This window comes from Bradyrhizobium sp. SZCCHNR1098, assembly GCF_032489375.1.
Taxonomy (GTDB): Bacteria; Pseudomonadota; Alphaproteobacteria; order Rhizobiales; family Xanthobacteraceae; genus Bradyrhizobium.
Genome location: NZ_JAUEXY010000004.1, coordinates 41077 through 55000 on the forward strand (window position 1 = coordinate 41077; position 13924 = coordinate 55000).

The 13924-nt window shown below is 65.2% G+C and carries 15 protein-coding genes (1 of these 15 cut by a window edge); 10 read left to right on the forward strand and 5 right to left on the reverse strand.

Annotation, left to right across the window (positions count from 1 at the left end):
• Nucleotides 1-171 precede the first annotated feature (171 nt).
• Both QX135_RS10595 and QX135_RS10600 read left to right on the forward strand, forming a co-directional pair.
• Nucleotides 172-1605: a coniferyl aldehyde dehydrogenase gene (locus QX135_RS10595; protein ID WP_316179627.1), complete on the forward strand. Its 1434-nt coding sequence runs from the start codon at nucleotides 172-174 to the stop codon at nucleotides 1603-1605.
• Between the two features lie 155 nt (nucleotides 1606-1760).
• Nucleotides 1761-3362 carry a GMC family oxidoreductase gene (locus QX135_RS10600; RefSeq protein ID WP_316179625.1) on the forward strand — a complete coding sequence of 534 codons (1602 nt, stop codon included), beginning with the start codon at nucleotides 1761-1763 and terminating at the stop codon, nucleotides 3360-3362.
• Between the two features lie 45 nt (nucleotides 3363-3407).
• Here the strand turns inward: QX135_RS10600 and QX135_RS10605 are convergent, their stop codons facing one another.
• On the reverse strand, nucleotides 3408-4169 hold the full coding sequence (locus QX135_RS10605; RefSeq protein WP_316179623.1) for an SDR family oxidoreductase: 762 nt from the start codon (nucleotides 4167-4169) through the stop codon (nucleotides 3408-3410).
• Between the two features lie 110 nt (nucleotides 4170-4279).
• On the opposite strand from QX135_RS10605, the gene QX135_RS10610 reads away from it, so the two are divergent.
• Complete coding sequence (locus tag QX135_RS10610) at nucleotides 4280-4795, forward strand: CvpA family protein (RefSeq protein WP_316179621.1); 516 nt, start codon at nucleotides 4280-4282, stop codon at nucleotides 4793-4795.
• 142 nt (nucleotides 4796-4937) lie between these two features.
• Entirely contained in the window at nucleotides 4938-5720 is a 783-nt protein-coding gene (locus QX135_RS10615; RefSeq protein ID WP_315753786.1) for an SDR family oxidoreductase, read from the forward strand.
• 295 nt (nucleotides 5721-6015) lie between these two features.
• Here QX135_RS10615 and QX135_RS10620 read toward each other — a convergent pair whose 3' ends face one another.
• The gene (locus QX135_RS10620; protein ID WP_315736261.1) at nucleotides 6016-6471 is read right to left on the reverse strand and encodes a DUF3775 domain-containing protein; all 456 of its coding nucleotides are present in this window, start codon (nucleotides 6469-6471) and stop codon (nucleotides 6016-6018) included.
• A gap of 116 nt (nucleotides 6472-6587) precedes the next feature.
• Here QX135_RS10620 and QX135_RS10625 point away from each other — a divergent pair, with 116 nt between their 5' ends.
• The 4 genes from QX135_RS10625 to QX135_RS10640 all read left to right on the forward strand — a co-directional run bounded on the left by QX135_RS10625 (nucleotide 6588) and on the right by QX135_RS10640 (nucleotide 10000).
• The gene (locus QX135_RS10625; protein WP_316179619.1) at nucleotides 6588-7451 is read left to right on the forward strand and encodes an MBL fold metallo-hydrolase; all 864 of its coding nucleotides are present in this window, start codon (nucleotides 6588-6590) and stop codon (nucleotides 7449-7451) included.
• 77 nt (nucleotides 7452-7528) lie between these two features.
• Nucleotides 7529-8371 (forward strand): fumarylacetoacetate hydrolase family protein, encoded by an 843-nt coding sequence (locus QX135_RS10630; protein WP_316179617.1) that lies wholly within the window; start codon nucleotides 7529-7531, stop codon nucleotides 8369-8371.
• A 128-nt stretch (nucleotides 8372-8499) separates the two neighbouring features.
• Nucleotides 8500-9114 (forward strand): glutathione S-transferase family protein, encoded by a 615-nt coding sequence (locus tag QX135_RS10635; RefSeq protein WP_315778313.1) that lies wholly within the window; start codon nucleotides 8500-8502, stop codon nucleotides 9112-9114.
• A 19-nt stretch (nucleotides 9115-9133) separates the two neighbouring features.
• Entirely contained in the window at nucleotides 9134-10000 is an 867-nt protein-coding gene (locus QX135_RS10640) for an MBL fold metallo-hydrolase (protein ID WP_316179615.1), read from the forward strand.
• 12 nt (nucleotides 10001-10012) lie between these two features.
• Here QX135_RS10640 and QX135_RS10645 read toward each other — a convergent pair whose 3' ends face one another.
• Both QX135_RS10645 and QX135_RS10650 read right to left on the reverse strand, forming a co-directional pair.
• Nucleotides 10013-10345: a DHCW motif cupin fold protein gene (locus QX135_RS10645; protein WP_315736257.1), complete on the reverse strand. Its 333-nt coding sequence runs from the start codon at nucleotides 10343-10345 to the stop codon at nucleotides 10013-10015.
• A 103-nt stretch (nucleotides 10346-10448) separates the two neighbouring features.
• Nucleotides 10449-10991, reverse strand: a complete 543-nt coding sequence (locus QX135_RS10650) for a methylated-DNA--[protein]-cysteine S-methyltransferase (RefSeq protein WP_315755982.1) — start codon at nucleotides 10989-10991, stop codon at nucleotides 10449-10451.
• Nucleotides 10992-11200: 209 nt separating this feature from the next.
• On the opposite strand from QX135_RS10650, the gene QX135_RS10655 reads away from it, so the two are divergent.
• Entirely contained in the window at nucleotides 11201-12001 is an 801-nt protein-coding gene (locus tag QX135_RS10655; RefSeq protein ID WP_315736255.1) for a phytanoyl-CoA dioxygenase family protein, read from the forward strand.
• 109 nt (nucleotides 12002-12110) lie between these two features.
• The gene (locus tag QX135_RS10660) at nucleotides 12111-13418 is read left to right on the forward strand and encodes an NAD(P)H-dependent oxidoreductase (RefSeq protein ID WP_316179613.1); all 1308 of its coding nucleotides are present in this window, start codon (nucleotides 12111-12113) and stop codon (nucleotides 13416-13418) included.
• A gap of 85 nt (nucleotides 13419-13503) precedes the next feature.
• On the opposite strand, the gene QX135_RS10665 is transcribed toward QX135_RS10660, so the two are convergent.
• Nucleotides 13504-13924, reverse strand: the 3' portion of a protein-coding gene (locus tag QX135_RS10665) for a hypothetical protein (RefSeq protein WP_315736253.1). 173 nt of this gene lie beyond the right edge of the window; the window shows 421 of its 594 coding nt (coding positions 174-594); the start codon falls outside the window, past its right edge; it ends in the stop codon at nucleotides 13504-13506.

Here is a 13924-nt window from a genome sequence, read left to right on the forward strand (position 1 = left end):
GCGGCGGCAGGGATCGACGAACCACACACCCGCCAAACGGCTTGGCTCTACACTACCGCCAGGCGGCGCAAAACCGATGCCGTGCTTGCCAAGGGTTCCGCAACGCGGCAGCTTTAGGCCAACCAGAATGACGGCCCTGCACGCGGCCGCGGTACACGCGAGGAGACGTCCATGGACCAGTCCCTGAAGAGCCCAGCCCTCTCGGCGCTCGACGACGCGTTCCAGGCGCAGGTCGAGGCCTCCCGCAATGCGCCTCCACCCGCCCTCGCGGCGCGGCTCGACGGCCTGAAGCGGCTGCGAGCGATGCTGTCGGACAACGAGAAGCGCCTGGAGCAGGCGATCTCGGCCGATTTCGGCCACCGCTGCGCCGTCGAGACCACGATTGCCGAAACGCTGTTCCTGCAGGCCGAGATCAGGCACACGCTCAAGGTGCTGCCGCGCTGGATGGCGCCGCGGCGCATCGCCACCGCGCTGCAGTTCTGGCCGGCGCGCAACCGCCTGATTCCGCAGCCGCTCGGCGTGGTCGGCATCATCGCGCCGTGGAATTACCCGTTGCAGCTCACGCTGGCGCCGGCAATCGGCGCGCTCGCCGCCGGCAACCGGGTCATGATCAAGCCGAGCGAGCTGACGCCGCACTTCTCCGCGCTGCTCAAGGAGCTGATCGCGGCGAATTTCGACCCGACCCAGCTCATCGTCACCGGCATCGACGACGGCGTCGCGGAGACCTTTGCCGCGTTGCCGTTCGATCATCTGGTCTTCACCGGCTCGACCCGCGTCGGCCGCATCGTCGCTGAGGCCGCCGGGCGCAACCTGACCCCGGTGACGCTCGAGCTCGGCGGCAAGTCACCGACCATCGTCGACGTCTCCGCCGACATCGACGAAGCCGCGGAGCGGATCGCCTATGCCAAGCTGCTCAACGCCGGCCAGACCTGCATCGCGCCGGACTACGTGTTCGTGCCCGAACAGCACGCGGACGCATTCGCGGGCAAGCTGCACCGGCAGATGCTGCAGATGTTCGGCACCAACCCGGCCAATGCCGACTACACGTCGATCATCTCCGAGCGGCACTATGCCCGGCTGGAAGGATTGCTGCGCGACGCGATCGCGCGCGGCGCCAAGACGCTGAGCACGACCAGTCCGGAAGATCCGGCCTGGAAGAAGCTGCGGAAATTTCCACCGACCGTCGTGGTCGGTGCAACCCCGGACATGGCGATCATGCAGGAGGAGATCTTCGGTCCCCTGCTGCCCATCATGACCTATCGCCAGTCCGACGAGGTGATCCGCCACATCAGCGCCCACGACCGGCCGCTCGCGCTGTACTGGTTCGGCACTGACGCTGCGGCCCGTGATACGGTGCTGGCGCGCACCGTCTCCGGCGGCGTCACCATCAACGACTGCCTGCTGCATTTTGCGCAGATGAACCAGCCGATGGGCGGCGTCGGCGCCTCCGGCATCGGCCACTATCACGGCGAATGGGGCTTCAACAGCTTCAGCAAGCTGAAGCCGGTATTCTACCGCTCGCCCTTCAACCGCATGAAGGATCTCTATCCTCCCTACGGCGCCAGCATCGCCCGAATCGAAAAGCTGCTGCGATTCCTGTCCTAGCCACACCAATCGTCATTCCGGGGCGCGCAAAGTGCGAACCCGGAACCCCGAGATGATGGGGTGCAAGCCTAACCCAATGGTTTCGCCAGCTGTGCGCGGCGCCGCCCTTGGAATGACATTCAAACAACAAGCAAGACAACATCAGGGAGAGACGCGTGACGGACGAGGTCGATTTCATCGTCGTGGGCGGCGGCAGCGGCGGCGCAACGGTTGCTGGCCGCTTGTCGGAAGATCCGGCGACATCCGTGGCGCTGCTCGACGCCGGGGGACGCAACGACAACTGGATCGTGACCACGCCCTACATGCTGTTCCTGATGGTCGCGGGGCCCGTGAACAACTGGTCGTTCACCACGGTGCCGCAGAAGGGCCTCGACGGGCGCATCGGCTATCAGCCGCGCGGCCGCGGGCTCGGCGGCTCCTCGGCGATCAACGCCATGGTCTACATCCGCGGCCACCGCGCCGACTACGATCATTGGGCTGCACTCGGCAATACCGGATGGTCGTATGACGACGTACTGCCATACTTCAAGCGCTCCGAGAACAATGCCGAGTTCGACGGCGAGTATCATGGCCGATCAGGACCGCTGCCCGTCAACCGGCTGAGGACCGACAATCCCGTGCACGAGATTTTCCTCCAGGCCGCGCGCGAAGCGCAGTTTCCGATCCGCGACGACTTCAATGCCGAGACGCAGGAAGGGCTCGGGCTCTATCAAGTCACGCAAGCCAATGGCGAGCGCTGGAGCGCGGCGCGGGCCTACATCCAGCCGCATCTCGGCAGCCGCAGCAACCTGCGAGTCGAGACATCGGCGCATGCCTCGATGATCCTGTTCGAGGGCAAGCGCGCGGTCGGCGTGAAGTATCGCCAGGGCAAGGAGCTCAAGGAGATCCGCTGCCGGCGCGAAGTGATCCTCGCCTCCGGCGCGTTCCAGACCCCGCAATTGCTGATGCTTTCAGGCGTCGGCGACGCAACTGCACTGGCGCGGCTCGGCATCGCCAGCGTCCACCATCTGCCGGGTGTCGGACAGAACCTGCAGGACCATCCGGATTTCATCTTCGCCCACACCTCCGACAACCCCAACTTCTCTTCCCTGTCGCCGAAAGGCCTGCGTCGGCTGCTGGCGGGCATCGGCCAATATCGCCGCGAGCGCCGCGGCGTCCTGACCTCGAACTTCGCCGAATGCGGCGGCTTCCTGAAGACGCGGCCCGATCTCGACATCCCCGACATCCAGCTGCATTTCGGCATGGCCGTCACCGACGATCACGGCCGCAAGCGCCATGGCAACGGCTTCTCCTGCCATTTCTGTCTGCTGCGACCGAAGAGCCGCGGCACGGTCGGTTTGAGGAATGCCGATCCGCTCGCCGCGCCGCTGATCGATCCCAACTTCCTGGGCGAGGCCGACGATCTCGAAACCATGGTGGCCGGCTACAAGACCACGCTGCGGCTGATGCAGACGCCGGCGATGCGCAGCCTCGGCAAGCGCGACCTGTTCACGCCGGACGTCAGGACCGACGACGACATTCGCGCCGTCATGCGCGCCCGCGTCGATACGGTCTACCATCCTGTCGGCACCTGCAAGATGGGCGTCGACGATCCACTCGCCGTCGTCGATCCCAAGTTGAAGGTGCATGGTCTCTCCGGCCTGCGCGTGGTCGACGCCTCGATCATGCCGACCCTGATCGGCGGCAACACCAATGCGCCGACCATCATGATCGGCGAGAAGGCCGCCGACATGATCAAGGGCGAGCTGAAAGGCTGAGACCGCTCGCCATCGAAGGAAATCAACCTGCCGATCAGCCGGGCCTCACGTCAGTAGGAAGCCGCCGTCCACCGTGACAACGCTGCCGGTCATGTAGCGCGAGGCGCTGGACGCCAGCAGCAGGATTGCGCCGTCGAGATCGCTCTCATGGCCGACGCGCCGCTGCGGGATGCGCTTGATCAGCTTCTCGCCCGCAGGCGTCTCCCAGACGTCGCGATTGATGTCGGTGTCGATATAGCCGGGCGCCAGTGCGTTGACGCGGATGCCGCTCGCCGCAAGCTCCAGCGCCAGCGCCTTGGTCGCCTGCACCACGCCGGCCTTGGAGATCGCATAAGGCGAGATGAACTTGACGACGCTGAAGCCGAGCACCGAGGCGATGTTGATGATGTTGCCGCCGGCCTTGCGCGCCGTCATGCGCCGCGCCGCTTCGGTTGCGGCGAAATAGGCGCCCTTCAGATTGGCGCCGATCACGGCGTCCCAATCCGCCTCGCTCTGCTCGACCGCGAGCTTCTCCACCGCGATGCCGGCGTTGTTGATCAGCACCGTGATGGGCCCGAGCGCGGCTTCGGCGACATCCATGCCCCTGGCGATCGACGTCGTGCTGGTCACGTCCATCTCGACCGCGGCGGCGCGACCACCCCTCGCCCTGATCTCCTCCTCCAGCGCCTTGAGCTTGCCGGTCTGGCGCGCCGCGAGCGCAACGGCGGCGCCATGCGCCGATAGAACCCGCGCGAACTGCCGCCCGAGTCCCTGGCTCGCGCCGGTGATCAGGATCACCTCGCGGCTGACATCGAACAGGTCGGACATGGTCCCTCCCACAGTTTCCTCATTTGTTGCAGCGCATTGATACAGACGATTTGAAACAGCGCAAACCGGAATCGTTTACCGGACCGGCCTACAACCGCGGCGGAGCACCCATGAACGCTTTCGACCTCGCCGCTTGTGCAGCACTGATGGTTGCCGTCTACAGCGGCTTCTCGACCGGGCTGTTGCGCAGCGCCATCACGATTCTGGCCTACCTGCTCGCCATGCCGCTGGCGATGGGCGCTGTCGCGGCGATGAGCCCGCAACTGCGCGACATGCACGGCACTCCGCTGGCACAGAACTGGCTGCAGTTCTTCGCCGCCTTCGTCGTCATCGGCATGGCGCTGGGCAAGATCGGCCGCATCCTGCTCGACGAGGCGATCGGTTCCGAAGCCGGCTTCGGCGACCGGCTTGGCGGCGCTCTGCTGGGCGCAGTGCGCACCGGCATGGTCGCGACCACGCTGGTGCTGGTGTTCGACAGGATCGTTCCACCCGAGCGTCAGCCGCGCTTCCTCGAGGGCTCACGCCTGCGTCCGGTGCTCTCGCTCGCAGGCGCAAACGGCTTCCGCTCGCTGCCTCCGGAGGTCGCAAGCCTGATCGATCGGCTGAAGCAGGAACGGCGCATCTGATCGACCTGGCGACGCCGCCTCTCCCCTCCCTGGCGAGCCATGCAATTCGGCACAGGCCGGCTGCTCTTATCAGCGGCAATGCGGTTGGCTAGAATGCGCGCATCGTCCTTCCAGCCTCACTGACATATCGGAGTGATCAATCGTGGATCTCGGGATCAAGGGCCGCCGCGCCATCGTCTGCGCCTCCAGCAAGGGTTTGGGTCGCGCCTGCGCCATCGCGCTCGCCAATGAGGGCGTGCATGTCACGATCACGGCGCGCGGCGCCGAGGTGCTGGCAAAGACCGCGGCCGAGATCCGCGCTGCCAATCCTGGCGTCACCGTGACGGAAGTGGCGGGCGACATCACCACGCCTGAGGGCCGCGCCGCCGTGCTGAAGGCCTGCCCGGATCCGGACATCCTGATCAACAATGCCGGCGGCCCGCCGCCCGGCGATTTTCGCAACTGGACCCGCGACGACTGGATCAAGGCGCTCGACGCCAACATGCTGACGCCGATCGAGCTGATCAAGGCGACCGTCGACGGCATGATGGCGCGCAAATTCGGCCGCATCGTCAACATCACCTCGGCCGCGGTGAAGGCGCCGATCGACATCCTCGGCCTCTCCAACGGCGCCCGCGCCGGCCTCACCGGCTTCGTCGCCGGCCTGTCGCGCAAGACCGTGATCAACAACGTCACCATCAACGCGCTGCTGCCGGGGCCGTTCGAGACCGACCGCCTGCTCTCGACGGCAAAGGGCGAAGCCGAGAAGCGCGGTGTCACGCCGGAGCAGATCCTCGCCGACCGCGCCAAGACGAACCCTGCAGGTCGCTTCGGCGATCCCGAGGAATTCGGACTCGCCTGCGCCTTCCTGTGCGGCGCCAAGGCCGGCTACATCACCGGCCAGAACATCCTGCTCGACGGCGGCGCCTTCCCAGGCACGCTGTAAGACAGACTTCCTTGGGCGGTCTGGCGCGGAAACCTGCTACGCCAATCCCGGGCTTTCACCTCGCCCCGCTTGCGGGGAGAGGTCGGATTGCATGGCAAGATGCAATCCGGGTGAGGGGGGCTCTCCCGCGAACGCGGATGTCTGTGGAGAGTCCTCCTCACCCAACCCTCTCCCGCGCAAGCGGGGCGAGGGAGCGCAGTGCCGGCGCAACAGGAATTCGAATCCAACTAATAAAGCTGTGAGTTCTGTTTGCCATCCGCGCTATGAATACAGCGACTCTACCTTTCCGAACGACCTACCGCTTCGTGGTCTCGTCCTCGTCGCGCTGGCTCGGGCTCGACGAATCCGCCGTGGTGCGGCCTTCCGTCCAGTCGATGCCGAAGGCGTCGAGACCTTCCGCAAGCAGATCGCCCAGCATCGGCTCGCCCAGCAGATAGCGCGCGGTGTGGCGGTCGCGCTGGCCGGCGGCCTCGCGGCGCAGATCGTCCCACTCGTCGATATCGCCGTCGCCGCGGCCGAGCCGCATCAAGGCGACGAGATCGGTCTGCTCGTCCTCGGTCATCGCGTTGATGAAACCGGTGATCTCGCGCACCACAGGATCATCGCCGCTATCCTGGAGCACGTCGACCATGTCGTCATCGACGGCATTCGAGCCGGATTCCTCATCGGTCGCCTGCTCCTTGACGTCGAACTCGCGCGCCTTTTCGATCAGGAAGGCGACCTTCTCGGGCGATATCGTCAGCTCTGGCATGGCGTTCTCCTCATGGACGGAATGCAGCAACGCTTGTTCCGGGCAGTTGATCCATTGCGCCGGAATAAGCCACGCGGCATCGTGACCGGCATCAAGAATACGACGAGGAAGCGCGCATGTCTTGGACGATCGGCCGGGTCAGGATCACCAAATTCGTCGAGCTGGAGACTGTCGGCGGCACCCGCTTCATCCTGCCGCAGGCAACGCCCGAGGCGATCCGCGAGCTGTCCTGGCTCGCGCCCGATTTTGCGACCGATGAAGGCCGGCTGAAGATGTCGATCCACACCCTGGTGCTGGAAACACCGACGATGCGGATCGTGGTCGACACCGGGCTCGGCAACGACAAGCAGGGCCGCAGCGTGCCAATGTGGAACAACCGCGCGACACCGTTCCTGGAGACGATGAGCGCTGCTGGCCTCCCGCCTGAGAGCATCGACATGGTGATCTGCACCCACCTCCATGTCGACCATGTCGGATGGAATACGCGGCTGGTCGACGGCCGCTGGGTCCCGACCTTTGCCAATGCGCGCTACGTCTTCGGCCGCAGCGAATATGAGCATTGGCGCGATCACAGCGAGGCCGCCGACGAGACCGCGACCTTCGCCGATTCCGTGCAGCCGATCGTTGCGGCCGGACGTGCGGAGCTGGTCGGAAGCGAGGCTGTGATCACCGACGAGATCACGCTGATCCCGACGCCGGGCCACAGCCCTGGTCATGTCAGCCTGCACATCCGCTCGGATGGCGCGCAGGCCCTGCTCACCGGGGACGTCGCCCATCATCCCTGCCAGATGGCGCATCTCGATTGGAGCTCGACGGTCGATTCCGATCCGGCGCAGGCGATCGCGACCCGGCGGGCGCTGTTCTCGCGTTTTGCCGACACTGAGACGCTGGTGATCGGCGGCCATTTCCATGCCGGCCATATCCGGCGGGACGGCGCCACCTTCCGCTTCGAGGCATTACAGGGCAGCGGCGACGCATAGCCCGCGAGGTTGAATTTCCTCCCGCCATGCTCCATGACAGGGCTCTGGAATACCAGCGAATTGAGGGAGAGAAACCAATGAAGCTTGTTCGCTACGGCGAGAAGGGCGCGGAAAGGCCGGGCCTGATCGACGCATCCGGCCAGTTGCGCGACCTGTCAGCGCATGTGGAGGACCTCGACGGCGCCGCCTATGCGCCGGAGTCCCTGAAGAAGCTCGCCGCGCTCAATCCGGCCTCCCTGCCCGCCGTCGCCGGCAAGCCGCGGCTCGGCGCCCCCGTCACCGGCATCTCGAAATTCGTGGCGATCGGTCTCAATTACTCCGACCATGCCAAGGAGACCGGCAACCCGATTCCGGCCGAGCCGATCTTCTTCCTCAAGGCCAACACCGCGCTGTGCGGCCCCTATGATCAGGTCGAGAAGCCGCGCGGCTCGACCAAGCTCGACTGGGAGGTCGAGATCGCCGCCATCATCGGCACCCGCGCCAAATACGTGTCCGAGGCGGAGGCGCTGAACCACATCGCCGGCTACACGATCTGCAACGACGTCTCCGAGCGCAACTTCCAGATCGAGCGGCTTGGCCAGTGGACCAAGGGCAAGTCGCACGACACGTTCGGCCCGGTCGGCCCGTGGCTCGTCACCAAGGACGAGATTCCAGACGTGCAGAACCTGTCGATGTGGCTCGACGTCAACGGCCAGCGCCGCCAGACCGGCACCACCGCGACGATGATCTTCTCGATGGCGAAGTGCATCTCCTACGTCTCGCAGTTCATGACGCTGCTGCCCGGCGACATCGTCACCACGGGCACGCCTCCGGGTGTCGGCATGGGCATGAAGCCGCCGACCTTCCTCAACGTCGGCGACGTCGTCACGCTCGGCATCGAGCGCCTCGGCGAGCAGCGCCAGGAAATCATCGAGGCGTAACACCATCCACCGTCATTGCGAGCGAAGCGAAGCAATCCAGGATGCCACGCGCGACTCTGGATTGCTTCGTCGCTTCGCTCCTCGCAATGACGGAGAACCATCTGTCGCGAGCCAACAGGAATACGTCGATGAAACTCACCTTCTCGCCCGCCTCGCCGTTCGCCCGCAAGGTGCGCATCGCCGCCATCGAGCTCGGGCTGATCGACAAGATCGAATTCATGGCCGCAGCGGTGACGCCGGGCCAGGCCAATGAGGAGTATTCGAAGATCACGCCGCTGAAGAAGCTGCCGGTGCTGATCCTCGACAACGGCGACGTGATCCTGGATTCCTATGTGATCGTCGAGTATCTCGACGAGCTCGCCGGCGGCAACAAGCTCATTCCGGCATCGGGTCCCTCGCGCTGGAAGGTGAAGAGCGAGCATTCGATGCTGCAGGGCATGCTCGATTCGATGCTGTTGTGCCGCTACGAGGCGATGGTGCGCCCGGAGGGCCTGCGCTGGCAGGCGTGGTCCGACGACCACTGGAACAGAGCCTGGATGGGCATGGCGCGCTTCAATGCGCAGCCCGACTTGATGACGCGCCCGTTCGACATCGTCTCGATCGGACTCATCTGCGTGCTCGGCTATGCTGATTTCCGGTTTGCGGATTGCGGCTGGCGCAAGGCGTTTCCGACGCTCGACGCGTTCCACAACAAGATGCTGGAGCGGGAATCGGTGAAGGTCTCGGTGCCGCCGGCGGCTTGATCACCGAACAGGAGTTGACGTGACGCTGACATTCTCGGTTGCAGACGTGACCATTCATCGCATCATCGAGCAGGAAACCACGTTCCTGCCGGCGCGCGAGATGTTTCCGGAGCTGACGCCGGAGATGCTGGCAGCGGAACGCAGCGCGCTGCAGGCGGCCGGTGCCCTCGATGCGCAGGACACGCTGATCCTGTGCTTTCAGTCCTACGTGGTGAGGACGCCTCACCACACCATCCTGATCGACAGCTGCATCGGCAACGACAAGCCGCGCGCGCGGCCGGTCTGGAACATGAAGACCGACGACACCTACATCCGGGCGCTTGCGACTGCGGGCGTGTCGGTCGATGACATCGACGTCGTGATGTGCACGCATCTGCACACCGATCATGTCGGCTGGAACACGCGGCTCGACAACGGCCGCTGGGTGCCGACCTTTCCGAATGCGCGCTACGTATTCGCGCAGCGCGAATATGATTACTGGGTGGCGCAGAACGCCAAGACCGAGGTGCCTCCATTCGCCGACAGCGTGCTGCCGGTGGTCGAGGCCAAGCGCGCCGACATCGTGAAGGATGGATTCGCGATCGGCGATCACGTCCGTCTGCTGCCGACGCCGGGGCACACGCCCGGCCATGTCGCGGTCGCCGTCGGCAAGGGCAAGGACGACGCGGTGTTCTCCGGCGACCTGATGCACTCGCCGCTGCAGCTTGGGCTTCCCGAGCTGTCACCGAAATTCGACGTCGATCCGGCGCAGGCCGCAGCGACGCGGCGCACCTTTCTCGATCGCTATTGCGACACGGCGACGCTGTGCTGCACGGCCCATTTTCCCTCGCCCTCGGTCGGGCGTATCAGGCGCAAGGGCAACGGCTTCGCCTGCGAGACCGTGTAACGCTCGCAGATCTCAGTCGACGATGAACAGCTTGGCGCCTTTCGGCGTAAAGGACCGATGGGCAGCGTCGCCGAAGTCGGAGACCTGATAGCTCATGCCCGCCGACAGAGTGAACCTGCGGCCGTCCTTGAGCTCGCTCTCGAGCTCGCCTTCCAGCACCAGCAGGATGTGGCCGCGATCGCACCAATGATCGGCAAGATAGCCCGGCGTGTACTCGACCTGCCGCACCCGGATGTCGCCGATCATCAGCGTCCGCCAATAGGCCGTGCCCTGCTCTCCCGGATGCTCGGTCACGGGAACGGCCGACCAGTCGGTCACGGTGAAGGGAAGGGTCGGAATTTTCATCGGCGCGCTCAGCTCGGAGATGGGTTGGCGGGGTCGAGACCGCGCCACCGCATAGAGCGAACCGCGCCGGAGATCAAACCCGCCTTCCAGTAGCGTTCTGCCGTCAATCGAACAGGCTGGGCGTATGGTTCACCGCGGCGCCCTCGATCGCCAGCATCCTCAGCTTGGTGTCGACGCCACCATTGGCGGAGAAGCCGCCCGGCTTGTTGCCGGCCGCGAGCACGCGATGGCATGGCACCACGATGGGACACGGGTTGCGGCCCAGCGCCTGACCGACCTCGCGCGACAACTCGACGCCGCCGAGCTGTTTGGCGATGTCGCCATAGGTCAGGGTCCGGCCCGGCGGGATCCGGCGCGCGATGTCGTAGACGCCGCGCTGGAATGCGCTGACGCCGTCGAGATCGAGAGCCACGTCGGTGAGATCATCCGGCTCTCCGGCCAGTAGCGCCTTGACGCGGGTGATGACGCGCTGCACATGCGCCGGCGGCTCATCCTCGGCGATGCCCGGGTGGCGCTGCTGCATCCGGGTCCGGGTCTGCGCGACGCCGCCCATCGGCAGTTGCACCGCGTTGATTCCGCGCGGTCCCCAGGCGATCGCGCAAGTGCCGATCGCGGTCTCGAAAAGTGCGTAGAAGTGGTCAGACATGGTGGGCTCCATCGTCGATCTGCCCCGTATCATCTGCCAGTCAAATTAGGCTTGGAGAATGTTGCGATCCACCCGGATTCTGCCAATGTCGACAGCGGAAGCACCGTGATGCCCATCGGCAGGCCGAAAGGATGGGAGCACGGCGCAGGGGCAGCCCGGCGCAAAGAGCGGGCGCCTCATCCGAGGAAACCAAGGCGAGGGAGAAGGCCATGAAGCTGACGCCGGAGCAGATTGCATTCTTCAACCGCGAGGGCTGGCTGTTCCTGCCCGAGCTGTTCAGCCCGGAGGAGACCGCGTTCCTCGCCCACGAGGCGGAGGCGATCTACGCCGCCAACAGGCCCGAGGTCTGGCGCGAAAGGAGCGGCGCGCCGCGCACGGCGTTTGCCGCCCATCTCTACAACGACGCCTTCCGCGTGCTTGCGGCGCATCCGCGCATGATCGAGCCGATCGAGCAGATCTTCGGCGAGAAGGTCTACATGCATCAGTTCAAGATCAACGCCAAATCGGCCTTCACCGGCGATGTCTGGCAATGGCACCAGGACTACGGCACCTGGAAGCGCGACGACGGCATGCCGGAACCGCGCGCGATGAACATCGCGATCTTCCTCGACGAGGTCATGCCGATCAACGGCCCCTTGATGCTGGTGCCGCGCAGCCAGCATGCCGGCGACCTCGAGGCGTCGCACGATCTCGCGACGACGTCCTATCCATTGTGGACCTTGGACGAGGCGACGGTGACGCGGCTGGTCGCGGAAGGCGGCATCGTCGCGCCAACCGGAAAGCCGGGCGGCATGCTGATGTTCCACGGCAATTTGGTGCACGGCTCGGCCGGCAACATCACGCCCTACCCGCGCAAGATCGTGTACCTCACGCTCAATGCCGTCTCGAACCATATCCGCACGCCCACGCGGCCCGACTACATCGCGCATCGCGACTTCACGCCGATTGTGACGCTGCCGGACGATGCGCTGCTACAACTGGCGCGGGCGCATCGCGAAGCGGCGGAGTAGAGCACAGCACTCGCCACGAAAAATGTCGTCATGCCCGGGCTTGACCCGGCCATGACGGGGAAACTGATAGCCGCCCTACCGCGCCTCCAAGAAACGCTGGAATTCTCCAATGAACCTCCACGCCCTCCTCCAAGCGCGCAATGCCTCCGGCAAGCCCGTCCGCGTGGCACTGATCGGCGCCGGCAAATTCGGCTCGATGTTTCTGGCGCAGGTACCGCATGTCGCGGGCCTCGAGGTCCCCGTCATCATCGACCTCGATCCCGAGCGCGCCCGCGACGCGTGCCGGACGGTCGGCTGGAGCGCCGAGCTGATCGCGCGCACGAATTTCAGCCCCGATGGTTCGAAGGCGACGGGTGGCGGCGTTGATGTCGTTGTCGAAGCGACCGGCAATCCTGCTGCCGGCATCCGCCATGCGCGCGCCGCGATCAAGGCTGGCAAGCACATCGTGATGGTCAATGTCGAGGCCGACGTGCTGGCCGGGCCGCTTCTTGCGGAAGAGGCGCGCAAGGCGGGCGTGGTCTATTCGCTGGCCTATGGCGACCAGCCGGCGCTGACAGCCGAGCTCGTCGACTGGGCACGCGCGACCGGCTTCCACGTGGTCGCGGCCGGCAAGGGCACGAAATATCTGCCGGCCTATCACGACGTGACGCCGGACGGCGTCTGGCAGCATTACGGGCTGACGGCGGGCGAAGCACAGTCTGCCGGCATGAATCCGCAGATGTTCAATTCCTTCCTCGACGGCACCAAGTCGGCCATCGAGATGGCCGCGATCGCCAACGCGACCGGGCTCGACGTGCCCACGGACGGACTGCTGTTTCCACCCTGCGGTGTCGATGATCTGCCCCATGTCCTGCGCCCGCGCGACCGCGGCGGCGTGCTGGAACGATCGGGCATGGTCGAAGTGGTGTCATCGCTGGAACGCGACGGACGGCCGGTGTTTCGCGATCTGCGCTGGGGCGTCTATGTCGTGCTGGAGGCGCCGAACGACTACGCAGCGGACTGCTTCCGCCAATACGGCCTGAAGACGGACTCCAGCGGCCGCTATGCGGCGATGTACAAGCCCTATCACCTGATCGGGTTGGAGCTGAACGTCTCGGTGCTGTCGGCGGCGCTGCGGCGCGAGCCGACCGGACAGCCGCTCGGTTTCCGCGGCGACGTCGTCGCCGTCGCCAAGAAGGACCTGCGCGCCGGCGAGATGCTCGATGGTGAGGGCGGCTACACGGTCTGGGGTAAGGTGATTCCGGCGCGTACAAGCCTCCAGCTTGGGGCGCTGCCGATCGGATTGGCGCATCGCGTGAAGCTCAAAGACGACGTTGCTCATGGTGCAGTCGTGCGGTGGGGCGACGTCGACGTGGACAACATGGACAGCGATATCGTCGCGACCCGCAAAGGGATGGAAATGGCGTTCGCGCGCTGATTCACTCCCGAGCCTCACCCCTCTCGCGGTCAATAAAAAGCCCCGACCGACGGCCGGGGCTCTGAGATCACGTGACGTCCGGGGCTCAGTTGTCATCCTCGCCGAAGGCAGCTGCGAGCTTGTCGTAATATTTGACGACGAGATCGATGTTGCCCTTGTTCTCGACCTCCGGCGGCTTCGCCTTCAGCGCCGCGTTCAGATCGTTGAGGACCTGCTTCTTGTCGTCGGGCTTCATCTTGTTATCGGCCTGGACCTGATCGATCTGCTGTTTGATGACGGCTTCGGGACCGACGTACTTTTTCGTCTTCGGATCGATGCCGCCCATGACCAGGCTGATGTTGTCGACGACGATGTTGAAATCGTCATAGCTGGCGAAACCGTATTTCTTGGCGACGCCATCGAGCTGCGTCACCACCTTCTGGTCCGGTGGCGCGTTCTCGGGAAGCTTATCGGTGACGGCATCCATGTCCTTCTGCGACGCCAGCACGTTTTCGATCTGCTTGTCG